21 protein-coding genes are annotated in these 24,650 nt (G+C 37.9%); 18 read left to right on the forward strand and 3 right to left on the reverse strand.

Annotation, left to right across the window (positions count from 1 at the left end; all coding sequences use genetic code 11):
* Positions 1 to 15: 15 nt before the first annotated feature.
* The 4 genes from purM to purD all read left to right on the forward strand — a co-directional run bounded on the left by purM (position 16) and on the right by purD (position 4,510).
* Positions 16 to 1,041, forward strand: coding sequence for a phosphoribosylformylglycinamidine cyclo-ligase (gene purM, locus MKY81_RS06745; RefSeq protein ID WP_328018908.1), 1,026 nt, complete (start codon positions 16 to 18; stop codon positions 1,039 to 1,041).
* Between the two features lie 4 nt (positions 1,042 to 1,045).
* Positions 1,046 to 1,645 (forward strand): phosphoribosylglycinamide formyltransferase, encoded by a 600-nt coding sequence (purN, locus tag MKY81_RS06750; RefSeq protein WP_328018909.1) that lies wholly within the window; start codon positions 1,046 to 1,048, stop codon positions 1,643 to 1,645.
* Complete coding sequence (gene purH / locus MKY81_RS06755) at positions 1,642 to 3,171, forward strand: bifunctional phosphoribosylaminoimidazolecarboxamide formyltransferase/IMP cyclohydrolase (RefSeq protein WP_328018910.1); 1,530 nt, start codon at positions 1,642 to 1,644, stop codon at positions 3,169 to 3,171. Before purN ends, purH begins: the two co-directional genes overlap by 4 nt.
* An 82-nt stretch (positions 3,172 to 3,253) precedes the next feature.
* On the forward strand, positions 3,254 to 4,510 hold the full coding sequence (purD, locus tag MKY81_RS06760) for a phosphoribosylamine--glycine ligase (protein WP_341117220.1): 1,257 nt from the start codon (positions 3,254 to 3,256) through the stop codon (positions 4,508 to 4,510).
* A gap of 40 nt (positions 4,511 to 4,550) precedes the next feature.
* Here the strand turns inward: purD and MKY81_RS06765 are convergent, their stop codons facing one another.
* Positions 4,551 to 4,892 (reverse strand): YgaP family membrane protein, encoded by a 342-nt coding sequence (locus MKY81_RS06765; protein ID WP_107920170.1) that lies wholly within the window; start codon positions 4,890 to 4,892, stop codon positions 4,551 to 4,553.
* Positions 4,893 to 5,009: 117 nt separating this feature from the next.
* On the opposite strand from MKY81_RS06765, the gene MKY81_RS06770 reads away from it, so the two are divergent.
* Genes MKY81_RS06770 through MKY81_RS06780 form a run of 3 tightly spaced genes read left to right on the forward strand, consistent with a single transcriptional unit; the run spans position 5,010 to position 8,173 of the window.
* Positions 5,010 to 6,752, forward strand: coding sequence for an adenine deaminase C-terminal domain-containing protein (locus MKY81_RS06770; RefSeq protein WP_107958374.1), 1,743 nt, complete (start codon positions 5,010 to 5,012; stop codon positions 6,750 to 6,752).
* Between the two features lie 48 nt (positions 6,753 to 6,800).
* Complete coding sequence (locus MKY81_RS06775; RefSeq protein WP_341117222.1) at positions 6,801 to 7,835, forward strand: DUF3048 domain-containing protein; 1,035 nt, start codon at positions 6,801 to 6,803, stop codon at positions 7,833 to 7,835.
* A gap of 23 nt (positions 7,836 to 7,858) precedes the next feature.
* Complete coding sequence (locus MKY81_RS06780) at positions 7,859 to 8,173, forward strand: YerC/YecD family TrpR-related protein (RefSeq protein ID WP_107920172.1); 315 nt, start codon at positions 7,859 to 7,861, stop codon at positions 8,171 to 8,173.
* A gap of 530 nt (positions 8,174 to 8,703) precedes the next feature.
* Here the strand turns inward: MKY81_RS06780 and MKY81_RS06785 are convergent.
* Together MKY81_RS06785 and MKY81_RS06790 are read right to left on the reverse strand one after the other, a co-directional pair.
* Positions 8,704 to 8,862 carry a hypothetical protein gene (locus MKY81_RS06785; protein ID WP_328018913.1) on the reverse strand — a complete coding sequence of 53 codons (159 nt, stop codon included), beginning with the start codon at positions 8,860 to 8,862 and terminating at the stop codon, positions 8,704 to 8,706.
* Positions 8,863 to 8,874: 12 nt separating this feature from the next.
* Complete coding sequence (locus MKY81_RS06790) at positions 8,875 to 10,140, reverse strand: helix-turn-helix domain-containing protein (RefSeq protein ID WP_341117223.1); 1,266 nt, start codon at positions 10,138 to 10,140, stop codon at positions 8,875 to 8,877.
* A gap of 670 nt (positions 10,141 to 10,810) precedes the next feature.
* Here MKY81_RS06790 and MKY81_RS06795 point away from each other — a divergent pair.
* The 11 genes from MKY81_RS06795 (at position 10,811) to MKY81_RS06845 (ending at position 24,636) form a co-directional block, all read left to right on the forward strand.
* A complete protein-coding gene (locus tag MKY81_RS06795; RefSeq protein WP_066227701.1) occupies positions 10,811 to 11,497 on the forward strand; it encodes a heptaprenylglyceryl phosphate synthase in 687 nt (228 codons plus the stop codon).
* Positions 11,498 to 11,565: 68 nt separating this feature from the next.
* Positions 11,566 to 13,776 carry a DNA helicase PcrA gene (gene pcrA, locus MKY81_RS06800; RefSeq protein WP_108072759.1) on the forward strand — a complete coding sequence of 737 codons (2,211 nt, stop codon included), beginning with the start codon at positions 11,566 to 11,568 and terminating at the stop codon, positions 13,774 to 13,776.
* A gap of 118 nt (positions 13,777 to 13,894) precedes the next feature.
* Entirely contained in the window at positions 13,895 to 15,901 is a 2,007-nt protein-coding gene (gene ligA, locus MKY81_RS06805; RefSeq protein WP_107920175.1) for an NAD-dependent DNA ligase LigA, read from the forward strand.
* Positions 15,902 to 16,000: 99 nt separating this feature from the next.
* Positions 16,001 to 17,164, forward strand: a complete 1,164-nt coding sequence (locus MKY81_RS06810) for a CamS family sex pheromone protein (protein WP_107920176.1) — start codon at positions 16,001 to 16,003, stop codon at positions 17,162 to 17,164.
* 283 nt (positions 17,165 to 17,447) lie between these two features.
* A complete protein-coding gene (gene aceB / locus MKY81_RS06815; protein WP_341117226.1) occupies positions 17,448 to 19,031 on the forward strand; it encodes a malate synthase A in 1,584 nt (527 codons plus the stop codon).
* Positions 19,032 to 19,055: 24 nt separating this feature from the next.
* Entirely contained in the window at positions 19,056 to 20,339 is a 1,284-nt protein-coding gene (aceA, locus tag MKY81_RS06820) for an isocitrate lyase (RefSeq protein WP_066227719.1), read from the forward strand.
* 164 nt (positions 20,340 to 20,503) lie between these two features.
* The gene (gene gatC / locus MKY81_RS06825; protein WP_066227725.1) at positions 20,504 to 20,794 is read left to right on the forward strand and encodes an Asp-tRNA(Asn)/Glu-tRNA(Gln) amidotransferase subunit GatC; all 291 of its coding nucleotides are present in this window, start codon (positions 20,504 to 20,506) and stop codon (positions 20,792 to 20,794) included.
* A gap of 11 nt (positions 20,795 to 20,805) precedes the next feature.
* The gene (gatA, locus tag MKY81_RS06830) at positions 20,806 to 22,263 is read left to right on the forward strand and encodes an Asp-tRNA(Asn)/Glu-tRNA(Gln) amidotransferase subunit GatA (protein ID WP_341117231.1); all 1,458 of its coding nucleotides are present in this window, start codon (positions 20,806 to 20,808) and stop codon (positions 22,261 to 22,263) included.
* Between the two features lie 12 nt (positions 22,264 to 22,275).
* Entirely contained in the window at positions 22,276 to 23,706 is a 1,431-nt protein-coding gene (gatB, locus tag MKY81_RS06835) for an Asp-tRNA(Asn)/Glu-tRNA(Gln) amidotransferase subunit GatB (RefSeq protein ID WP_107920180.1), read from the forward strand.
* A 99-nt stretch (positions 23,707 to 23,805) separates the two neighbouring features.
* Positions 23,806 to 24,003 (forward strand): hypothetical protein, encoded by a 198-nt coding sequence (locus MKY81_RS06840; protein WP_107920181.1) that lies wholly within the window; start codon positions 23,806 to 23,808, stop codon positions 24,001 to 24,003.
* Positions 24,004 to 24,075: 72 nt separating this feature from the next.
* On the forward strand, positions 24,076 to 24,636 hold the full coding sequence (locus tag MKY81_RS06845) for a thioredoxin family protein (RefSeq protein ID WP_108072768.1): 561 nt from the start codon (positions 24,076 to 24,078) through the stop codon (positions 24,634 to 24,636).
* The last annotated feature ends 14 nt before the right edge of the window (positions 24,637 to 24,650 follow it).

Genomic DNA, 24,650 nt, shown 5'->3' on the forward strand with positions numbered 1-24,650 from the left:
GAGGCTGTGAAGGAAATGGCAAATACGTATCGTGATGCAGGAGTCGATATTGAAGCTGGTTATGAAGCGGTGGAAAGGATTAAAAAACATGCTGCACGTACTAATCGATTAGGTGTTCTTGGCCAATTAGGGAGCTTTGGCGGTGTGTTTGATTTATCATCGCTCAATCTTAAAGAGCCTGTGCTCGTTTCGGGTACAGACGGTGTTGGAACAAAGCTGAAATTAGCTTTTCAAATGGATCGGCATGACACGATTGGCATTGACTGTGTAGCGATGTGTGTGAATGATATTGTTGTCCAAGGTGCGGAACCTTTATATTTTCTTGATTATATTGCTTGTGGGAAATCCATTCCGGAAAAGATTGAAGCCATTGTTAAAGGAATTGCAGATGCCTGCGAACAGGCTGGCTGTGCACTAATTGGCGGGGAAACTGCAGAAATGCCGGGACTTTATGAAGTAAATGAATATGATTTAGCTGGTTTTTCCGTGGGGGCATGTGAAAAAACGGAACTTATTACGGGTGAATATCTACACGAAGGCGATATTTTAATCGGATTGGCTTCGAACGGCATTCATAGTAACGGTTATTCATTAGTAAGAAAAATCTTTTTTGAAGACCATCAGTTTTCTCTTGAAGAAAAGCTTCCTGAATTAGATGATCCCCTTGGCATTGAATTACTAAAGCCTACCAAAATATATGTTAAGCCAGTTTTAGATGCGATTACTCAATTTGAAATTAAAGGAATGGCGCATATAACTGGCGGAGGCTTCATTGAAAATATTCCGAGAATGCTTCCGGAAGGATTAGGGGTAGAAATTAAGCAAAACTCCTGGCCTATCTTACCTATTTTTAAAGCAATCGAAAAATATGGTGAAATCGATCAACTAGAAATGTTTAATACATTTAATATGGGGATTGGCTTTGTCGTTGCGGTTGATCAGGAAATAGCGAATCAAGCACTTGAATTCTTCGGAGACGATGCTTATAAAATTGGTGTAATTACAAAACAACCAGGTGTTCGTTTTGTTTCAGGGAGTTAACAAGATGAACAAAATAGCCATATTCGCCTCTGGAAATGGAAGTAATTATCAAGCAATTGTTGATGCCGTAAAAAATGGGGCATTAGATGCATCAATAGAGCTGCTTGTGTGTGACAAGCCAAATGCGTTTGTTATAGAGAGGGCCAAAAAGGAAAGTACACCTATCTTTGCATTTGAGCCAAAAACATATGAAACGAAAGCGGCATTTGAAAAGGAAATTGTGTTGGAATTACAAAAACGTGAGATTGAATTAATTGTGTTGGCGGGCTATATGAGACTGATTGGGCCAACATTATTACAAGCATTTTCAAAGCGAATCATTAATATTCATCCATCACTTCTACCATCTTTTCCCGGAAAGAATGCGATTGGGCAAGCCCTTCAAGCCGGCGTGAAAGTGACAGGAGTAACTGTTCATTTTGTAGACGAAGGAATGGACACGGGTCCAATTATTGCCCAAGAGTCTTTAAAGGTTGAAGAATCAGATACAGAGCAATCGTTAGCTGAAAAGGTACATAAAATTGAACACCGATTATACCCAGAAATGATACAATTACTATTTCAAAAAAGTTTTTTGTTGGAAAAGGAGGAAGCTTCACGATGAAACGTGCACTCATTAGTGTTTCAGATAAAACAGGAATCGTTGAATTTGCTCAAGGATTACTTGAATTAGGGTTTGGAATTATTTCAACAGGCGGAACGAAAAAAGCATTAGTTGAAGCGGGGTTAACCGTTATAGGTGTTGAAGATGTAACGGGCTTTCCGGAAATTTTGGAAGGAAGGGTAAAAACGCTTCATCCTTTTATTCATGGAGGACTGTTAGCTAAACGCAACTCCGAACACTTGGAGCAATTAGATCAACAAGGAATTTCACCAATCGATCTTGTTTGTGTCAATCTTTATCCTTTCCAGCAAACTATTGCAAAACCAGATGTAACTGAAGCAGACGCCATTGAAAATATTGATATTGGCGGACCAACCATGCTTAGATCTGCTGCGAAAAACCATGAGTATGTCACAGTTGTTGTTGATTCCCACGATTATGAAGGTGTATTAGCAGAGTTGAAGAGTAATGGGAATGTTTCTAAAGAAACGAACAAACGATTAGCCGCAAAAGTTTTCCGTCATACTGCTGCTTATGATTCCTATATCGCAGATTATATGACAAAACTTGTAGATGAGGAAAATCCTGAACGTGTCACGTTTTCATATGAATTAAAGCAAACGTTACGTTATGGGGAGAATCCGCATCAAAAGGCTAGTTTTTATGTCAATCCGATTGGTTCTCCGTTTTCTATTGCTCATGCAAAACAATTACATGGGAAGGAACTATCTTACAATAATATTCATGATGCAGATGCAGCCCTTCAAATTGTAAAAGATTTTTCTGAACCGGTTGCTGTAGCTGTTAAACATATGAATCCTTGTGGCGTTGGGGTTGGAAGTAGTCCATCGAAAGCATTTGCTAAAGCCTATGCTGCTGATTCAACCTCAATTTTTGGAGGAATTATTGCTTTTAATCGTGAGGTTGATAAAGAAACGGCCGAGCAATTACATGAAATTTTCTTAGAAATTATCATTGCTCCTTCATTTTCAGATGATGCCTTAGCAATTTTAACAGCCAAAAAGAATTTAAGGTTATTAACGGTTCCGTTTAATCATGAAAATAAAGGTGAACGTGTCATCACATCAGTTGAAGGTGGATTACTCGTACAAGATCAAGATTCGTTTACTTTGGAAAACGCTAATATTACTGTTCCAACAAAAAGGGAACCAACTGAAGAAGAATGGAAGGCACTTAAATTAGGATGGAAAGTCGTTAAACATGTGAAATCAAATGCCATTGTTGTGACAAATAAGGAAATGACACTCGGAATAGGTGCCGGTCAAATGAACCGAGTAGGGTCAGCGAAAATTGCGTTGGATCAAGCCGGCGAGCAAGCGAAAGGGGCGATCATGGCCTCGGATGCGTTCTTCCCAATGGATGACACCGTTGAAGCTGCAGCAAAAGCCGGGATAACAGCGATCATTCAGCCAGGCGGATCGATTCGTGATGAGGACTCCATCAAGAAAGCAGATGAATTTGGCATAGCGATGGTATTTACCGGCATCCGCCATTTCAAACATTAAGGTTATTTTACAATTCAAAGGGACATGGGTTCGAATAAATAAACCATGTCCCTTACTTCCTAAATTAATGAGGTGAATTCCGATGAATGTTTTAGTAATTGGCCGTGGTGGAAGAGAACATGCAATATGTAAGAAGGTTAAAGAAAGTTCACTTGTTGAAAATGTGTATTGTGCTCCTGGAAATGCGGGGATTCGTGAGGATGCGGTAATCGTTCCTATTTCAGAGATGAATTTCTCTGATTTAATTGCTTTCGCAAAAGATAACGAAATTGATTTGACCATCGTTGGTCCGGAAGATCCTTTATCAGCGGGAATTGTGAATGAGTTTAAGCAAGCAGGTTTAAACGTATTCGGTCCTACTAAAGAGGCAGCATTAATAGAAGGAAGTAAATCTTTTGCTAAGGACTTAATGAAAAAGTACCTCATTCCAACCGCCGCTTATGAGACGTTTGAACAATATGATGAAGCTAAAAAATATATCCAAGAACATGGAGCACCTGTAGTGATAAAAGCGGATGGTCTTGCAGCTGGTAAAGGGGTAATCGTTGCTCTCACAGTAGAAGAAGCTTTAGAAGGACTTGAGCAATTAATGGTCAATCAAACCTTTGGCGTTGCTTCTACAAAGGTAGTGGTTGAGGAATTTCTTCAAGGTGAGGAATTTTCTTTGATGGCTTTTGTGAATGGGGAAGCTGTTTATCCGATGGTGATTGCTCAAGATCATAAACGGGCATTTGATGGTGATAAAGGTCCGAATACAGGTGGAATGGGGGCGTACTCACCGGTTCCGCAAATTGCGCAGCAAGAAGTAGAACGAGCGGTGCAAGAAATACTTATTCCAACGGTCAATGCCTTAAAAGCGGAAGGCAGAAGATTCTGCGGGATTCTTTATGCGGGATTAATCCTAACGAACGAAGGTCCGAAAGTGATTGAATTTAATGCGAGATTCGGTGATCCTGAAACACAGGTTGTGTTATCAAGATTGGAATCGGATCTTGTCCAAGTTATTCTTGATTTACAAAATGAAACAACACCGACGCTTTCTTGGAGTAATGATTGTTCTGTTGGTGTAGTCCTTGCTTCAAATGGCTATCCAGGTACGTATGAAAAAGGAATAGAAATACCAAATTTAAATAATTTCGAATCATCTACACTTGTTTTTCACGCGGGAACTGAACGAAATGAAGAGAATGCCATCGTATCGAACGGAGGAAGGGTATTACTCATTGCCGCAAAAGGAAATGATCTTAAGGACGCCGTTAAAAAGGTATATGTAGAAATGGATAAAATAAAATCAGACCGCTTTTTTTATAGAAGTGATATAGGATTAAAAGCGTTGTAAATAATCGGACTCGAAGTTGAGTCCGATTTTCACCTGTTAATTAATCTTCTAATTGATCTTGGAACTTTTTCATTTCACCCATCAAATCAATCTCATTTCCACCGCTTTGAGTAGATTGCTGTTGATGTTGACCTTCATTGCTATTACTACTAGAAGTTGTATGTTGAGGTTTTGTCCATGGGCAGTTTTTTAATAGCTCTGTCACAGGACAAAATCTAACAATGCCTTCAGCAACTTTCATTGCACTTAACAGCATCACTAATACATATGAATTACATCGAGGTTTTTTGGATAACTTTGCAGTAGACCAAGCAAGAAAGGTCAACCCGCAGGTAATTCGAATCATTGCATTAACGATTCCGATGTTTTTGTTCACTTTCATCTCAATCCCACCCTTTCACAAAATTTTTACAATTTATTTCAAAACTTTAATGCGTTAAAAGGTAACATATGATACGATTGTAAATAAAAAGAGAAAACTCCCTAGGGAGGGAAGTTCATGTTAGATCAACGATACCGATGGAAGAATAAGCAAATCCGTGATCATGTAGCAGTTGTCAGCGGTAAAAAATCTCCGACATTACTTTTGAAAAATGCACGGTATTTACACTCAATGTTTCGTAAATGGATGAATGGTCATATTTGGATATATGGAGATCGGATTGTGTATACCGGGGACGAGCTTCCTGAAAATACGGCTAACTGTGAAGTAATTGATTGTTCAGGTCTCACACTTGTTCCGGGATATATTGAACCGCATGTTCACCCATTTCAGTTATATAATCCCCAATCGTTTGCACGATATGCATCACAATCGGGGACAACAACAATTATTAATGATAATTTAGTGCTTGCTTTACAATTAGGAAAAAAGAAAGCGTTTTCTCTAATTAGGGAACTAAGACATTCACCTGTAACAATGTATTGGTGGAGCCGATTTGATTCACAAACAGAGCTAAGGGAAGAAGAGACTATTTTCTCACATGGTGAGGTGAAATCGTGGCTTGAGCATGATGCGGTTTTACAAGGCGGAGAATTGACAGGATGGCCTAAGCTGCTTGACGGAGATGATTTAATACTTCACTGGATGCAAGAAGCGAAGCGAATGAGAAAGAAAATTGAAGGCCATTTTCCGGGTGCATCAGAGAAAACACTCGCAAAAATGATGCTATTTGGAGCTGATTGTGATCATGAAGCAATGACTGGTGAGGAAGTATACAAACGTCTAATGCAAGGCTATATGGTTTCACTTCGTCACTCCTCGATCCGTCCAGATCTTCCTGTACTTTTGGAAGATATGAAAAGATTAGGAATCGATCAATATGACTCAATGTTTTTCAATACAGATGGTTCGACACCAGCCTTTTACGAAAATGGAATTATCGATCGTTTGATTCGAATGGCCATAGAACATGGGGTACCTGTTATTGATGCATATCATATGGCTTCATTTAATGTGGCGAAATATTATAATATTGAACACCTCCACGGATTAATTGCAACCGGCCGTGTTGCCAGCATTAATTTCCTTGAGGATGAACACAATCCGACACCAATTTCCGTACTTTCTAAAGGGAAATGGCTAAAAAAAGATGGAACAGCAATAATAGAAGATAAAGATATTGAGTGGGAAGAGTATGGTTTTGCTCCATTGCAATTCGATTGGGAACTTGATTACGATGATTTACAATTTTCGATGCCATTTGGGATTGAAATGATTAATGATGTAATTACCAAGCCATATTCCGTTACTTTTGATATTGCAACGGATGAATTAACGACTGACCATGATGAAAGCTTTCTAATTTTGATTGGACGGGATGGATCTTGGAGAATTAATACGATGGTGAAAGGTTTTTCAAATAGCTTAATGGGCTTTGCATCCTCGTTTTCAAGCACTGGAGATATTATTTTAATTGGTAAAAATAAAAATGATATGGTTTGTGCATTTAATCGGATGAAAGAACTTGGCGGGGGGATTGTGATGACTGAAAAAGGAAAAGTCATTCACGAAATTCCATTAAATCTTTCCGGATTTATGTCAAATAAGCCAATGGATATATTAATTAAAGAAGAGAAGAGGCTTAAAGAGCTTTTAATTGAAAGAGGCTATCCGCATAATGATCCGATCTATTCGTTACTATTCTTCTCAGCGACACATTTACCATATATCCGTATAACGCAAAGAGGAATATTTGATGTAATGAATAAAACGGTACTTTTTCCAACGATTATGAGGTAAAATTACATGTGGTAAAACGGCCTAAAAAAGGGGATGCATGAATTATATATGTTCAAGAAAACTTTTTTACTTGCGATAGTACTTGTTTGTGTATTATCGGCTTGTAGTCATAAAAGGGAAACAGAAAAAAATGAAGCCGCTAAATCTCCTGAAAGAGGGGAAGTTTCAGGAAATAAAAAGCCAAACGTGAAATTCACTTTTCCATTAACAGGTTTAGAAGCTAATGAAAAACCAAGAACCCGTGCCGTTTCCGTGATGATCAACAATCACCCAAAAGCACGTCCGCAATCGGGTTTAACTGAAGCTGATATTGTTTACGAAGTATTAGCTGAAGGTGATATTACACGATTTTTAGCGATCTTTCAAAGCGAACAACCAAATAGAATTGGTCCAGTTCGTAGTTCAAGGGATTACTTTATCGAGTTAGCAAAAGGATATAATAGCTTTTATATTGCCCATGGCTATAGCCCTGAGGCTAAAAAAATGCTCGAGAGTGGATATATTGATAATATAAATGGTATCCAGTATGATGGTACTCTATTTAAGCGATCAAGTGATAGGCAAGCACCCCATAATTCCTATATTACGTATGAAAATATACGTAAAGGTGCAACAATGAAAAATTTCAATATGGATACACCACCGAAAGCTTTAAGTTTCGCTTCTGAAACGGAATTAAAGCAAATTACAGGACAAAAAGTAAAACATATACTCATTCGCTATTCAACTAATTCTATATTTAATGCTGAATATAAATATGATGAAAAATTGCAGAAATTTAAACGATTCTCAGGTAATGAGCAAACTATTGATTTGGAAACGAAGAAACCTGTTTTGCTGGATAATTTATTGGTTGTTGAAATGCAACACAAAATTATCGATGATTACGGACGTCGCAGTATTGATTTAACTTCTGGAGGAAAAGCTTATTTTATCCAAAAGGGGACATACCGTGAAGTAGAGTGGCGCAATGTAGAAGGGAAGATAATTCCTTACGAAAACGGGATTCCAGCTAAATTTGTACCGGGGAAAACATGGATCAACATCGTACCAAATTTAAAAGATGTGTCATTTTCAGAGTAATGGGTTAAAGAGGAGAGGATAAAATGCAAATAGACAAATTACGTGGGAAAGCATTGGATCAATTATTTGAATCCATACTTTCGCTAAAAGATAAAGAAGAATGTTATCGATTCTTTGATGACCTATGCACGATAAACGAAATCCAATCACTGGCACAGCGTTTAGAAGTAGCCAGAATGCTACGTGAAAAGAAAACCTATCACATCATTGAATCCGAAACAGGCGCCAGCACAGCCACAATATCACGGGTGAAAAGATGTTTGAATTATGGAAACGATTCTTATGAGATGGTATTGGAGCGGATTAAAGGGTCAGATCGGGAAGAAGCAGAGGAATAAAATTATCTAAGGCATGTATTTTATTGTATGTAATTCCGCTTCGATGGAGAGCATACCAAATAATATGCTGATCAGTAGACCAAATTGCATATGATTTGGTCTTTAATTTTTCTTATATATCAATGATTATGAGATATCTACTTTAATTAGCAAGTAAAATCGCAGCCTAAAAACATCTTGACTAATGTTGCCTGCAAAATGCTAATTAATTAAATTGACGTACTTTTTGAGCAATCAAAGAGAATCAAAATAAGCGGATATTTTCCGGTTAAACAGTAGAATATAGCTTGATTCGAAGAATATAAGCGGATATTTTCCGATTAAGCAAAGCAAAATTACCCATTTTCAAGTTTTTTGAGTCAATAGCCGGAATTCTTCCGTCTATTTATGCTTTTTTCAGTGCTATTTTCTAATTAAGGGGAATTTCTCCGCTTATTTACCAAACTTGCTTTTGCGTGCATTTTTATTTATGCAAGAGAAATATGAAAAAGAAGAAGTAATAATCAGGATTACTTCTTCTTTAGTAGCACTTATGCATATTTTGGAGTTTTAATGGAAAGGATACTTGGTTCCCTTTCTCCACCTGCTGCTATATTTTTACTTTCACTACTATTTTGAGTATCTTTCACGATTAATGCACCACTCATTAGGAAAGCCCCCACGGTTAAAGATAAAATAATTTTTTTCAAAATATTCCCCTCCTAGATTTGTACAAATTGCTTATAAGAAAAATTAACTAATTTATAGTAAATTGCAGCATTTTTATATTTGTGCTTATCCTCATAATACCTTCCGAGAATTTCAGCATATTCTGTAAGCTTTGCATAATCCTTTTGTTCTTTTAAATAAGGAATAAATTTATTTTCTAAGAGATTCACAAATTTTTCATCTTCGTTATCTATTAAATATAAATGAGTTAAAATTTCATAATAAAACGATAAATATTTATTTTTGTTCTCGGGATTGATCCAACTTAAACCTTTTTGTATTCTTCTTTTTGCTTCAGTATAATTTTTACTCTTAAAATATTCACCAATAATTGAGGTAAGGGCAGAGAGACGGTCAATTAGGGGACTTTCTTCTGCATTTACAATTATATCAAGGTGCTTAATTGCGAGGTTAGGGTTCCCTTGAACGAAATAGAGGTAGCCCATATTTAAATGTGTTAGTTGAATTAACCTCTGATTATTTGTACTTTCGGCTAATTGTTTTGCTAATTGATAGTTTTTAATAGCCTTTTGATGATTATTAATTCGTCTGTAACAAATCCCCAAAATTATATGACACTCTGCACATCTAGAAAAGTTGTACATTTGACGATAATATTCTAAAGCTTTGTTTGCATGACTTTGTGCTTCGGATGTTAACCGATGTTTACTGTATGTAACAGCAAGTGAATAGAGAATATCTGCTATTTCATCTTCTGGGAGGTCGAGATGCGGGATAAAATCCTCTGAAAGTACGTACTTTTGAAGGGCCTCATTCTCTTCCTCAACAATCGAATAGTAATTCCCATTAAACTTATACCAATAATACTTCTGCAAATTATTAAATGTACCGCTTACATCTTTTAAATTATTAATTTGTTCTAATGCTTTCGTTGTTTCGCCAATTTTTAAATAGTATCTGATCATGTGAATCTTGATTAATAACTGTAATTCGGAATCGTGTATCGTTTTAGATACTTCATTGATTTCTTTGTATTTCTGTTTAATTTCTTCGATGTTTGAAGAAGTTAGCAAGAGGTGAAACCATTCATTGCATATTACTTTTGTACTGTCATCAATCTGATTGTTGATTTGAATGCCTAGTTTGCGACAGAGAAGCTTTATGACTTCTTCATTAGGTTCAATTTTCCCATTTTCAATTTTTGAAAGATAGGAAATTGAGATAATTCCATCGGCTAGTTCCTCTTGTGTTAAATTTTGATTTATTCTATTTAACTTGATAATGGCACCGATATTCATAGTAATCACCTAAACCTGCATATTTACCTTATTATATATTAAAAATTATGTGAAGTGGTAATAATAAGATAATTTTTTTGAGATTACTATAAATCTAGTAGAAAAGATAGATGAGAATAGATGTATTACTTATTATATTTAGAATATCTCGAAAATATCCCAAAAACAATAAGAAAATAAAAGAAAGGGCTTTTGGTCTATGCCAAAAGCCTTTGTTTTATTATGCTTTTTGCAATTCGTTAGTTTTCTTTTCGCTCAATAATCGATCAATCTTGAATATCAATGTGTCGATTTCCCTTTTAGTAATTTTCGCTGGTTTCTTTTCTTTTATCATTTTTTCATCCTCCTAACAAATTTTATTGCTTGGTGGAAAAGTTCTTATCCTTATAATACCATACTTTCTAGGACATTTAACTTGGGAAAATAACACGAAATTATTGTGATAAATCACCATTAAATTTTCAAGTTTTCCTAACTTGCATTAATAATTATACAAATTCATACATTTACATGTAAATAATAGGACTTTCGCCTTTACTCAGTCTCTGTTGGGTAGTTCTAATTATATCGTTTCAAATAATTACCTTCTAATATCATTGGAAACTCTTTTTAGCTTGTTCAATCAAATGCTATAATGATGAAGGAATATAGAATGGAGGATTTTTTACGGATGTATGACGTTCGCGAGTGGCGCCACGCCTTTAAATTAGATCCTAATAAGGATATATCAGATGCAGATTTAGAAAAAATATGTGAATCAGGAACAAGTGCGATCATTATTGGTGGTTCAGACGGAGTCACATTGGAAAATGTTCTAAATTTAATGTCTCGAGTAAGAAGATATACGGTACCATGTGTGCTGGAAGTGTCTACTATTGAATCTATCACACCGGGTTTTGATTTATATTTTATCCCAACAGTACTTAACACGACAGATGCTAAGTGGATTAAGGGGATTCATCATGAAGCGGTAAAAGAATATGGGGTTTTAATGAATTGGGACGAGCTTCTCGTAGAAGGCTACTGCATTTTAAATAATGATTGCAAGGCAGCGAAGTTAACAGGAGCTAATACTGATTTGAATGAAGAGGATGTTGTCGCCTATGCAATGATGGCCGAACATTTATTTAAAATGCCTATTTTCTATTTAGAATACAGCGGAAAATATGGAGATATCGATCTAGTAAAAGCTGCAAAAGCACAGTTAAATCAAACGAAATTGTTTTATGGCGGGGGAATTTCTTCTGCGGCTCAAGCGAAGGAGATGGGTCAATTTGCCGATGTAATTGTTGTTGGCAATGCCTTGTATGAAAATTTCGAGGAAGCACTGAAAACAGTCAAAGCTGTAATGGATTAAGGTAATAGACATAGTGTAAAATAAACATATATAATAGGAACAAATGTTCCGAATGGTGGTGTAAAATAATGCAATTTTTAACGGATCGACTTTTAAATGGGCTAAATCCAGAGCAACAAGAGGCCGTAAAAACAACGGACGGTCCACTTTTGTTAATGGCCGGTGCCGGAAGTGGAAAAACCCGGGTTCTTACCCATCGTGTTGCCTATTTAATGGTGGAAAAAGGCGTCAATCCTTATAATATTTTAGCGATTACCTTCACAAATAAGGCAGCGAAAGAAATGAAGGAACGGATTGGAAGTATTATGGGTGGGGCTGCAGAAGATGTATGGATTTCCACTTTTCACTCAATGTGTGTTCGTATTTTAAGACGTGATATTGATCGAATCGGGTTTAATCGTAATTTTACGATTTTGGACCCTACAGACCAACAATCAGTGGTAAAAGGAATCTTGAAAGATAAAAATATTGATCCGAAGAAATTTGATGCCAGGTCTATTCTCGGAACAATCAGCAGCGCCAAAAATGAATTAGTTGACCCAGAAGAGTATTCCAAACTTGTAGGGGGTTATTACGAACAAGTTGTCAGTGATGTGTATGAGGAATACCAAAAGCGGCTTCGCAAAAATCAAGCACTGGATTTTGATGATTTAATCATGAAAACTATTCAATTATTTCAGCGTGTTCCAGAAGTATTAGAATACTATCAACGGAAATTTCAATACATTCATGTGGATGAGTATCAGGATACGAACCGCGCCCAATACATGCTTGTGAAAATGCTTGCGTCAAGATTTCAAAATCTTTGTGTTGTCGGTGATTCGGACCAATCGATATACCGTTGGCGTGGTGCAGATATTGCCAACATCTTATCGTTTGAAAAAGATTATCCCCGTGCAAAGGTCATCTTATTAGAACAAAATTACCGTTCGACGAAACGGATTCTGCAGGCTGCTAATGAAGTGATTAAAAATAATGCAAATCGCAAACCGAAAAATTTATGGACGGAAAACGAAGATGGACCAAAAATCGTTTATTATCGTGCAGATAGTGAACAAACGGAAGCACAGTTTGTTGCAGGAAAAATTAAAGAATTAACTAATTCCGGCAAGCGGAAACTTTCCGACATCGCCATCCTTTATCGAACAAATGCACAATCACGTGTAATAGAGGAAGTCCTCTTAAAATCAAATATAGAATATAACATCGTCGGTGGAATCAAATTCTATGACCGTAAAGAAATTAAGGATATTTTGGCTTACTTACGGTTAATTGCAAATCCGAATGATGACATCAGTCTACAACGGGTAATAAATGTACCTAAACGAGGGATCGGTGCAACTTCATTTGATAAAATAGCCAGATATGCAGCCGATCATGACATTTCCATTATGGATGCGTTAAAGGAAATCGATTTTATCGGAGTAAGTCCGAAAATCGCCAACGCTGCCAATGGATTTTACGAGTTGATTAAAGGGTATACTGCAATGCAGGAATACCTCTCTGTCACAGAATTAGTTGAAGAAGTGTTAGAGAAGTCGGGTTATCGCGAAATGCTAAAAGCGGAAAAAACGATTGAATCACAAAGCAGGCTTGAAAATATCGATGAATTTTTATCCGTAACAAAGAATTTTGAAGAAGCTAATGATGATAAAAGCCTGGTGGCATTTTTAACAGATCTCGCCCTTGTTGCAGATATTGATCGACTAGACGAGGAAGAAACGAAAAATGAAACATGTGTATTAATGACATTGCACTCTGCCAAGGGATTAGAGTTTCCTGTCGTATTCCTAATTGGACTTGAAGAAGGTGTCTTTCCACATAGCCGTTCTCTTATGGAAGAAGCTGAGATGGAAGAAGAGCGTCGGCTCGCTTACGTTGGGATTACGCGTGCAGAGGAAGAACTATACTTGACAAATGCCGGTATGCGTACATTATTTGGACGGACGAATATGAATCCCGTTTCACGATTTATTAGTGAAATTCCTGAGGATATATTGGAACCTGTTCAAAAAGAAGCGAGACAAATTAATAAGCCATTCGGTTCCGCGCGTAAGCCTGCTATGAATCGTCCTGTGATGAGACCTGTATCAGCTAGTACGGGCGGCAATGAAGTTTCTTGGACAGTTGGCGATAAAGCGGAACATAAAAAATGGGGAATTGGTACAGTTGTTAGTGTAAAAGGGGAAGGAAAAAGCGTGGAACTGGACATTGCGTTCCCAAGCCCAGTTGGAATTAAACGCTTGTTAGCGGAATTTGCACCAATAACAAAAGTATAATACAACTAATGATAGTTGAAATTTGAATAGAAGTTGATGAATCGCGGAAATCGGCAATTTTGCCGATTTCTCCAACCTTGGGCCCAACCTCCAACTTCTATATGGAAGGGTTGTTGTTATGGAAAAAAAGGATGCTGAAAAACGAATAAAGGAACTTCATAATCTGCTGAACCAATATAATTACGAATATCATGTATTGGATCAACCATCGGTTCCCGATGCTGAATATGATCAGTTAATGAGAGAGCTTACTAACATTGAAGAGCAATTTCCAGAATTGATTTCACCCGATTCGCCGACCCAGCGTGTCGGCGGAGAAATTCTCTCGGCATTTCAAAAAGTGGAACATCATATCCCGATGCTAAGCTTAGGAAATGCCTTTAATGAAAGTGATCTTCGTGATTTCGATCGTAAAGTAAAGCAAGTGGTTGGCGATGAGGTTGAATACGTTTGTGAATTAAAGATTGATGGATTAGCGATATCACTTCGTTATGAAAACGGACTTTTTATACAAGGTGCAACAAGAGGTAACGGAACGATTGGGGAAGATATTACCGCTAATTTAAAAACGATTCGATCGATCCCGCTTAGAATCAACCAACCGATGTCAATCGAGGTCCGCGGCGAAGCGTATATGCCGAAAAAATCATTTGAACAATTAAATAAAGTGAAAGAAGAAAATGGGGAAGAGCCTTTTGCTAATCCGCGAAATGCTGCAGCGGGGTCATTGCGCCAATTGGATCCACGGATTGCAGCTTCAAGAAACTTAGATATTTTCCTTTATGCGATTGGAGATTTTAGTGAAACAGGCGTCACTACACAGCATGATGGATTGAATTTTTTAACAACACTTGGCTTTAAAGTGAACAAGGAAAGAGAAAAATGTGCAAATATTGATGAGGTTCTCCAATATGTAGAAAAATGGGTAGCAAAGCGGGCAAACCTGCCATATGAAATTGATGGAATCGTCATTAAAGTAAATTCATTTGAGCAACAAAAAGCCCTTGGTTTTACAGCGAAAAGTCCAAGGTGGGCTATTGCTTACAAGTTTCCCGCAGAAGAAGTCGTGACAAAGCTTCGTGATATTGAATTAAGTGTTGGACGCACAGGAGTAATCACACCGACCGCGCTACTTGATCCGGTTCGCGTTGCAGGTACAAAGGTTCAAAGGGCATCTTTGCATAACGAAGATTTAATCCGCGAGAAGGACATCAAACTTGGTGATTATGTTGTCATTAAAAAGGCAGGAGATATCATTCCTGAAGTCGTCAATGTATTAGTTGAAAGACGTACGGGTGAGGAGAAAGAATTTTTGATGCCAACACACTGTCCAGATTGTGAAAGTGAACTTGTTCGTTTAGAAGGGGAAGTGGCCCTACGCTGCATTAATCCGAAATGTCCTGCCCAAATCCGCGAGGGATTGATTCATTTTGTCTCAAGAAACGCCATGAATATTGATGGTCTTGGTGAAAAAGTGATTAGTCAATTATTTGCGCATGAACTTATTCATGATGTGGCAGACATTTATCATTTACAACAGGAACAACTTTTAGCACTAGAACGGATGGGTGAAAAATCTGTTTCTAATCTGTTAGCAGCAATTGAGAGCTCCAAAACGAATTCATTAGAAAAGCTCCTTTTTGGTCTTGGAATTCGCCATGTTGGCGCAAAAGCAGCCAAAACATTAGCACAAAAATTTGGAACGATGGATGCCTTAGCTGCTGCCACAAAGGAAGAACTTACAGCTATCCAAGATATTGGCGAAAAAATGGCTGATTCTATCGTTACTTATTTTGAAAATGAAGAAGCCGGTGAGCTTATTCAAGAATTGAAGAATGCGGGTTTAAATATGGAATATAAAGGTCCTATGCCCGTTGAAACAGAATCGATTTCCTCCATCTTTGCAGGAAAAGTCGTCGTCTTAACCGGTAAATTGGAACAGCTTACGAGAAACGAAGCGAAAGAAAAACTTGAAGCTTTAGGTGCAAGTGTTACAGGAAGCGTGAGCAAAAAAACTGATTTGGTTATTGCGGGCGCGGATGCAGGCTCGAAATTGACGAAAGCAAACGAGCTTGGAATCGAAGTTTGGGACGAAGAAAAAATGCTGGAAGAATTTAATCGTTAAATGAAACTTTATCTTACTATATAAAGTCTATTAAAATGATTAGTATTAAAAGTCCAGCCGAAGTAGGAATAACGGACGAAATAAAGGTGGCAAATAAGCATGAAAAAGTGGTTGCCGGTGTTCGCTGCTGTTTTGCTTCTTATAACAGGATGCGCACCAAAATTTGAAACAGAAAATAAAGTCGTACAAAATAAAAATAATAAAAAGGAAACAGCGATTATTCCAAATTATCAAGTTTCTGATCAATATTATCGAACAATCATACCTTTCAAACCAAGTAAGGCAAGAGGAAGAATTGTCAATAATTTAAATACTCGTTATGATATCCAAGAGTTTGAAACGGGATTGATGCGAGTTGCACAAAAATCTTTTTCAACGGACACGTACTTATTTCAAGAAGGTCAATATTTAGATAAAGATACAATTGATGCGTGGTTAAATCGGAAATATACTAAAAGCCAGCTTAAAGAAAAGAAACTATCAGCAAGTGAAAATGTAGGCTTGAACCCGGTAATTAATGAAAAAGGTTCGATTGAAGAACAAAATAAGAAAAGCCCGATTTACCTTGCACATATTTTAGAACATGACTATTTAATTAAAACAAAAAAAGGGACAGGAAAATTAGGTGGAGTGGTCATTGGTCTCGCCTTGAATACAGTCCATTATTATCAAAAAGAACAATATGGTGCCGTGTACCAGCAAGATATTAAAAACACGGAAAGAGAAGGGAAAAAGATTGCTCAAGAAGTCATTAAACGTCTTCGGAACATGAATGGTTTAAAAGATGTCCCCATTACGATAGCCCTTTTCGAGCAAAAATCGAAAGACTCCGTCGTGCCGGGTAATTTTGTGTCCTATGCGGAAGTAGGCGCAGGAAGTTCCACTATTGATAACTGGAAAAAGATAAAGGAAAAATATTATTTATTCCCGGACGATTCAACAACGAAAGCATATCGAGACGATGCAAACATGTTTGAAAAATTTAAACAAGATATTGAAGAATATTTTCCAAACTACAATGGCGTTATTGGTCGTGGGTTGTATAAAGATAAGCAACTAAGCCAATTAAGTATTGAAATCCCAATTCAATTTTATGGTCAAGGCGAAGTCATTGGCTTTACTCAATATATTACAGGTTTAGTTATTAATACATTCCCTGATTATATCGCACTTGAAGTAAGTGTCACCTCTGTAAACGGACCAAAGGCATTAATTGTCCGCAATCCTGGAGAAAAAGAACCCGAAGTGCATATTTATCAATAAAACAGACGGAATTTCCGTCTGTTTTTTTTGAGGCAATAGGGTGGATAAATTGGCTAACCTGGTCAAATAAAAACAAAACCAATCCCACAAGAAATTATGGTAGAAGCTTCAGAAGGAAAAAGATTACTTTTTCACGAGCAATGACTCGGAACTTTGCCGAATCGAATTTTGTCGATTGATTTCTGAATATTTTTCAAAATTTCTGTTGCACTTTTGCTGTTCTGTTATATAATACAATTATTAATATTAATCTGTAGTATAACAATATTGAGGAGGGAATCATTTGGGAACCCAAACAGCTGGAATTGAAGTGAAAGGAACTATGAAACCAGGGTATGAAGAAATAGTAACTCCAAAAGCATTGCAATTTATCGAGCAGCTAGAGAGACATTTTGGTACAAGACGAAGAGAACTTCTAGAAGAAAGAAATAAGCGACAGAAAGAGATCGATCAAGGAAAGTTACCTGGATTTTTGCCAGAAACGAAACATATTCGAATGGGAGATTGGACCATTGCTCCATTGCCGGGTGATTTGCAAGATCGACGAGTAGAAATCACAGGACCGGTTGATCGAAAAATGATTATTAATGCCTTGAATTCGGGTGCGAAAGTTTTTATGGCATGTTTAGAAGATGCGACATCTCCGACTTGGGATAACATCATGGAAGGGCAGATTAATTTAAGGGATGCTGTGAATCGAACCATTTCATTTGAAGGAACGAATGGAAAACAATATAAATTAAATGAAAATCCGGCTGTATTAATGGTCCGACCTCGAGGCTGGCATTTGGAAGAGAAGCATGTATTAATGGATGGTCAGCCGATTTCGGGAAGTTTATTTGATTTTGGATTGTACTTTTTTCATAATGCCGTTCGATTAGTACAGAGTGGAACAGGACCTTATTTTTATTTACCGAAACTTGAAAGTCATCAGGAGGCACGTTTATGGAATGACGTGTTCTTATTTGCACAAAAATATGTCGGTATTCCAAAAGGTACGATTAAAGCAACAGTGCTCATAGAAACGATCATGGCAGCATTTGAAATGGATGAAATCTTATTTGAACTGAAAGAACATTCTGCGGGTCTTAATTGTGGCAGATGGGATTATATTTTTAGCTATTTGAAAAAATTGAAAAACACCGAGGATGTGCTTTTACCTGATCGTTCTGCTGTCACGATGACAGTGCCATTTATGCGTTCGTACTCATTACTAACAATCAAAACATGTCATATGAGAAAAGCGCCGGCGATCGGGGGGATGGCTGCACAAATTCCTGTAAAGAATAATCCGGAAAAAAATGAGGCAGCTTTTGCTAAAGTACGTGCAGATAAGGAAAGGGAAGCAAGCGATGGTCATGATGGCACATGGGTCGCTCATCCCGGTCTTGTTCCTGTAGCACTGGAAGTATTCAATCGGGAAATGCAGACACCAAATCAGATTCATTCAAGCAAACAGCTAAATATCACGATAACTGAGTCTGATTTGTTAGAGGTTCCAAACGGCGTGATTACTGAAAAGGGCGTTCGCCAAAACATTAATGTCGGAATTCAATATATTGAATCATGGCTAAGTGGCAGGGGAGCTGCACCGATTGACAACTTAATGGAGGACGCAGCGACAGCTGAAATTTCACGTGCACAACTTTGGCAATGGATCCGTCATCCGAAAGGAATTTTAGAGGACGGCAGAAAGGTAACAATTGAACTATATGAGCAACTAAAAGAAGAAGAGCTCGAAAAAATTAAAAATGAACATGGTAGCAAACTTCAACGTTTGGAAGAAGCAATTAAACTTTTTGACCAACTCATTAAAGAGGATGAATTCATTGATTTTCTAACCATCCCTGGTTATGAAATTTTATAAATAATAGATTAGGAGGAATATAGAATGACAAACGAAAAGGTGTCAAGATTACAAGAATCATGGGAGCTTGATGAAAGATGGAAAGGAATTGAACGTACGTATTCGGCAGAGGACGTATTAAAGCTTCGTGGATCGATAGACATTGAACATACATTGGCACGACGTGGTGCCGAGAAGCTTTGGCATTTGCTTCACGAAGAGGATTATGTGAATGCGTTAGGAGCCTTAACAGGAAATCAAGCGGTTCAACAAGTAAAGGCGGGACTAAAAGCGATTTATTTAAGCGGCTGGCAAGTAGCAGCAGATGCGAATCTGTCGGGACATATGTATCCGGATCAAAGTTTATATCCTGCAAATAGTGTTCCACATGTAGTCAAACGAATTAATCAAGCATTGCAACGTGCCGATCAAATTCATCATGTGGAAGGGGATCATTCCATTGATTGGTTTGCCCCAATTGTCGCAGATGCCGAAGCAGGTTTTGGCGGACAATTGAATGTATTTGAACTGATGAAGGCAATGATTGAAGCGGGAGCGGCAGCGGTTCACTTTGAAGATCAATTATCATCTGAGAAAAAATGCGGTCACTTAGGTGGAAAAGTATTGTTGCCTACCCAGACAGCGGTGAAAAATTTAATTTCCGCTCGTCTTGCAGCAGATGTTATGGGTGTACCAACATTATTGATTGCGAGAACCGATGCAAATGCAGCTGATTTAATTACAAGTGATGTGGATCCTTACGATGCACCATTTATCATTGGTGACCGGACACCTGAAGGTTTCTATCGTACAAAGGCGGGACTGGATCAAGCGATCGCAAGAGGTTTAGCTTACGCACCTTATGCAGACCTCGTTTGGTGCGAAACGTCCGAACCTAACCTAGAAGAAGCAAAACGGTTTGCCGAAGCCATTCATGAGAAATTCCCTGGCAAACTGCTCGCCTACAACTGTTCACCCTCATTTAACTGGAAAAAGAAATTAGACGAAGCGACGATTGCTAAGTTCCAACAAGAGTTAGGGAAAATGGGCTATAAGTTCCAATTTGTGACGTTAGCAGGTTTCCATGCTTTAAATAACAGTATGTTTGAACTGGCAAAAGGCTATAAAGAAAGAGGCATGGCAGCTTACTCCGAATTGCAGGAGGCTGAATTTGCAAATGAAGTGTATGGCTACACAGCTACGAGACATCAGCGCGAAGTCGGAACAGGTTACTTTGATGAAGTTTCGATGATTATCACCGGCGGTACTTCCTCAACGACTGCGTTAAAGGGGTCGACTGAGGCGGAGCAATTTGTGGATACGAAATAATTATGTGAAAAATACCTTTCTCAACGATAAGGGAAACAATGATTAAGTAAAAAAGTAATGGGGGCAGCCTTTAATAAGGTCTGTCCCCTTGCCTATATACAAGCCATTCTGATATTATCAATAATATTATTACTGTTTCAAACCCACTTTCGGAGGTGAAGGAAATGTCGAGAATTTCAAAGGATCAAGTCAACCATGTGGCTAATTTAGCGCGGTTAGAATTTGATGAAGAACAAACGGAAAAATTCACGAAGCAATTAGATGATATTATCAATCTTGCAGAATTGTTAAATGAAGTGGATACAACAAACGTGGAGCCAACCTCTCACGTATTAGATATTCGCAATGTCCTTCGTGAGGATAAGGCGGAACCGGGATTGCCGCAAGAGGAAGTATTGAAGAATGCTCCAGATAAGAAAGATGGACAAATTCGCGTACCATCAATTATAGAGTAGGAGGGGTAGCGTTGGCTTTATTTGATCATAAAATCTCTGAGTTACATGAATTTTTACATAAAAAAGAGGTCAAGGTTTCGGAGCTAGTTGAAGAATCTTACCAACGAATCCAAGAAGTTGAAAGCAAGGTCCAGGCATTTCTTACACTAGACGAAGAAACAGCACGTGCTAAAGCTAAGCAATTGGATGAAGCACTTGGTTCGGATGAATCGAATCAACCACTTTTTGGAATGCCAATTGGAATCAAGGATAATATCGTTACAAAAGATCTTCGCACAACATGTGCCAGTAAAATCCTCGAAAATTTTGACCCAATTTATAATGCAACGGTAATGGATAAATTACATAATGCAGGTACAATTACAATTGGTAAATTAAATATGGATGAATTTGCAATGGGTTCATCAACGGAAAATTCAGGCTTTCAGAAAACGTTTAATCCGTGGAATGTAAATACGGTTCCAGGTGGGTCTTCAGGTGGATCAGCAGCAGCTGTTGCCGCAGGTGAAGTGCCATTTTCTCTTGGTTCTGATACCGGTGGATCGATTCGGCAACCAGCTGCCTTTTGTGGAGTCGTTGGCTTAAAGCCGACCTATGGGCGCGTTTCTCGTTTTGGTCTAGTGGCCTTTGCATCCTCGCTCGATCAAATTGGTCCAATCACACGTAATGTAGAAGACAACGCCTATCTTCTTCAAGCGATTTCCGGAGTGGATCCACATGATTCTACTTCTGCAAATGTCGATGTGCCAAATTTTGTGCAAAGTTTAACAGGTGATATTAAAGGATTGAAAATCGCTGTCCCTAAAGAATATATGGGTGAAGGTGTGAACGAAGAGGTTCGCCAGTCCGTTTTAGATGCATTAAAAGTGCTAGAAAGTTTAGGGGCTACATGGGAAGAAGTCAGTCTGCCCCATTCAAAATATGGAACGGCTGCCTATTATCTTTTATCATCATCAGAAGCATCTTCAAATCTAGCTCGTTTCGATGGAGTCCGTTACGGCTATCGATCACCGAATGCGAAAAACTTGATTGATTTATATAAAAAGTCACGCTCTGAAGGCTTTGGTGAGGAAGTAAAACGTCGCATCATGCTTGGAACCTTTGCGCTAAGCTCAGGTTATTATGATGCATATTATAAAAAAGCACAGCAAGTTCGAACACTGATCAAAAATGATTTTGAAACTGTATTTGAAAAATATGATGTAATTATTGGACCAACAACACCAACTCCGGCATTTAAAATCGGCGAAAAGACATCGGATCCTTTGACAATGTACGCAAATGATTTATTAACGATTCCAGTTAACCTTGCAGGTGTCCCAGGAATCTCCGTTCCATGCGGATTTACAAACGGCTTGCCACTGGGATTGCAAATCATTGGAAAACATTTTGATGAAGCTACTGTCTACAAAGTAGCGCATGCCTTTGAGCAAGCAACGAACTTCCATAAAGAAAAACCACAGTTGTAAGGGGTGAAAAAAATGAACTATGAAACGGTTATCGGACTAGAAGTCCATGTCGAGTTAAAAACAGATTCTAAAATCTTTTCATCAGCACCAGCCCATTTCGGCGCCGAGCCAAATACGAATACAACGGTTGTTGATTTAGGATACCCAGGTGTGTTGCCTGTTTTGAATAAACGTGCAGTAGAGTTCGGAATGAAAGCGGCGATGGCACTGAACTGTCAAATCGCACCTGAAACAAAATTCGATCGCAAAAATTACTTTTATCCAGACAATCCGAAGGCCTATCAAATTTCTCAGTTTGATAAACCGATTGGTGAACACGGCTGGATCGAAATTGAGGTAAAAGGTGAAAAGAAAAAAATTGGAATCACTCGTCTTCATTTAGAAGAGGATGCAGGAAAATTAATGCATACAGGTGACGGCTACTCACTTGTCGATTTAAATCGTCAAGGAACACCGTTAATTGAAATTGTTTCGGAACCAGATATTCGTACACCAGATGAAGCATATGCTTATTTGGAAAAATTAAAATCGATTATCCAATACACAGGAGTTTCTGATTGTAAAATGGAAGAAGGCTCCTTGCGTTGTGATGCGAATATTTCAATTCGACCGGTAGGCCAAAAAGAATTTGGAACAAAGACGGAATTGAAAAACTTAAACTCTTTTAACTTTGTACGTAAAGGGCTAGAATATGAGGAAAAACGCCAAATCGAAGTTGTATCTGCAGGTGGTGTAATCGATCAAGAAACACGCCGTTTTGATGAGGCAACAGGTAAAACATTGTTGATGCGTGTAAAAGAAGGTTCAGATGATTATCGTTATTTCCCTGAACCGGACCTTGTTTCCATTTTTATCGATGAAGAGTGGAAAGAAAGAATCCGTGCCGAAATACCAGAATTGCCGGATGCGCGGAAAAAACGTTACATTGAAGAGCTTGGCCTGCCAGCATACGATGCGAACGTTTTAACCGTAACGAAGGAAATGGCTGATTTCTTCGAAGCAACAGTTGCGGCAGGAGGAGAGGCGAAACAAGCTTCTAACTGGATCATGGGTGAACTTTCTGCCTACTTGAATGCAGAGCAAAAAGAATTGCATGATATCCCATTAACTCCGGAAAGCCTTGCTAGCATGATCAAGCTCATTGAAAATGGAACGATTTCTTCCAAAATTGCCAAAACCGTCTTTAAGGAGCTCGTAGAAAATGGCGGCGATCCTGAAAAGATTGTAAAAGAAAAAGGCCTTGTGCAAATTTCCGATGAAGGTGCGTTGTTGAAAATTATCGATGAAGTATTAGCATCCAATCAACAATCCATTGATGATTTCAAAAACGGAAAAGCGAAAGCGGTTGGATTTTTAGTCGGGCAAATAATGAAAGCGACAAAAGGTCAAGCTAATCCGCCTTTAGTGAATAAGTTATTAGTTCAGGAATTAAATAAGCGCTAAAAAATATGGACAGAACATAGTTTCTGTCCTTTGTTTTAATTTCAGAAAGGTGGGTATATATTCCGTGGATAATTAAATTGTAAAGGGTGAAACCAAACAATGTGTGAAGCACACTTTGATATTAAAACAACATGTTCATATTGTTTGAAAAAGGCTGGAAAAGAAATTGATACTGTATATCCCGTTTATGACTGGGAAACCGATAAATTATTAGGTTATTTTTGCAAAGAGCATTATATAAAAGTAAAAAGCTTAAACATTATGCATAGCCAAACAAATGATGAGAAAATTGGATAGTTCGGAGTTCAAAAATGAAATATTGAATGGTTTATGATATTTTTAAATCAATAACGGATAGGAGTGATAAATATGCCAACATTAAACGAATGGTTTGAAAAAGGAATTCCAGTACAAGACTTTGTTGATTCGATGAACGTACATAAAGAAAGCCTGCAATCAATCTATAATCGTTTCCAAGTTTCAGAAGCTGATCAAGCATTTTTTGAGGAATTGAAAGCAAAAGAGCTTCGTGCTATTGTGATTACGGAAGATTGGTGCGGAGATGCAATGATGAACGAGCCAATCCTTATGAGAATAGCGGAGGCTTCTAATATCGAAATTCGCATGGTTTTACGTGATTCAAACCTTGAGTTAATGGATCAATATTTAACGAACGGAACAGCACGCTCCATACCGATTTTTATTTTTATCGATAAAAATGGAGAAGAAAAAGCCGTTTGGGGACCACGCGCACCAAAAGTACAAGAATTCGTAACGGAATTACGTTCTGTATTGCCGCCTAAAGAGGATGAACGTTTTGAGGCAGAACAAAAAGAAGTGTTCAAGAAAATCACTCAAGCGTTTACCGAAGATGAAAAGTTGTGGAATGAAGTTTATAGCAGCTTGAAAGAAACATTAGCAAAAGCGTAGGAAGAAGGAAAAGA

This window comes from Heyndrickxia sp. FSL W8-0423, assembly GCF_038009395.1.
Lineage (GTDB): Bacteria > Bacillota > Bacilli > Bacillales > Bacillaceae_C > Heyndrickxia > Heyndrickxia sporothermodurans.

Bases quoted from the DNA above. Each gene is read 5' to 3' on its own strand.
- purM (WP_328018908.1), top strand. From the start codon at position 16: ATGGCAAATACGTATCGTGATGCAGGAGTCGATATTGAAGCTGGTTAT.
- purN (WP_328018909.1), top strand. From the start codon at position 1,046: ATGAACAAAATAGCCATATTCGCCTCTGGAAATGGAAGTAATTATCAA.
- purH (WP_328018910.1), top strand. From the start codon at position 1,642: ATGAAACGTGCACTCATTAGTGTTTCAGATAAAACAGGAATCGTTGAA.
- purD (WP_341117220.1), top strand. From the start codon at position 3,254: ATGAATGTTTTAGTAATTGGCCGTGGTGGAAGAGAACATGCAATATGT.
- MKY81_RS06765 (WP_107920170.1), bottom strand. From the start codon at position 4,892: ATGAAAGTGAACAAAAACATCGGAATCGTTAATGCAATGATTCGAATT.
- MKY81_RS06770 (WP_107958374.1), top strand. From the start codon at position 5,010: ATGTTAGATCAACGATACCGATGGAAGAATAAGCAAATCCGTGATCAT.
- MKY81_RS06775 (WP_341117222.1), top strand. From the start codon at position 6,801: ATGTTCAAGAAAACTTTTTTACTTGCGATAGTACTTGTTTGTGTATTA.
- MKY81_RS06780 (WP_107920172.1), top strand. From the start codon at position 7,859: ATGCAAATAGACAAATTACGTGGGAAAGCATTGGATCAATTATTTGAA.
- MKY81_RS06790 (WP_341117223.1), bottom strand. From the start codon at position 10,140: ATGAATATCGGTGCCATTATCAAGTTAAATAGAATAAATCAAAATTTA.
- MKY81_RS06795 (WP_066227701.1), top strand. From the start codon at position 10,811: ATGTATGACGTTCGCGAGTGGCGCCACGCCTTTAAATTAGATCCTAAT.
- pcrA (WP_108072759.1), top strand. From the start codon at position 11,566: ATGCAATTTTTAACGGATCGACTTTTAAATGGGCTAAATCCAGAGCAA.
- ligA (WP_107920175.1), top strand. From the start codon at position 13,895: ATGGAAAAAAAGGATGCTGAAAAACGAATAAAGGAACTTCATAATCTG.
- MKY81_RS06810 (WP_107920176.1), top strand. From the start codon at position 16,001: ATGAAAAAGTGGTTGCCGGTGTTCGCTGCTGTTTTGCTTCTTATAACA.
- aceA (WP_066227719.1), top strand. From the start codon at position 19,056: ATGACAAACGAAAAGGTGTCAAGATTACAAGAATCATGGGAGCTTGAT.
- gatC (WP_066227725.1), top strand. From the start codon at position 20,504: ATGTCGAGAATTTCAAAGGATCAAGTCAACCATGTGGCTAATTTAGCG.
- gatB (WP_107920180.1), top strand. From the start codon at position 22,276: ATGAACTATGAAACGGTTATCGGACTAGAAGTCCATGTCGAGTTAAAA.
- MKY81_RS06840 (WP_107920181.1), top strand. From the start codon at position 23,806: ATGTGTGAAGCACACTTTGATATTAAAACAACATGTTCATATTGTTTG.
- MKY81_RS06845 (WP_108072768.1), top strand. From the start codon at position 24,076: ATGCCAACATTAAACGAATGGTTTGAAAAAGGAATTCCAGTACAAGAC.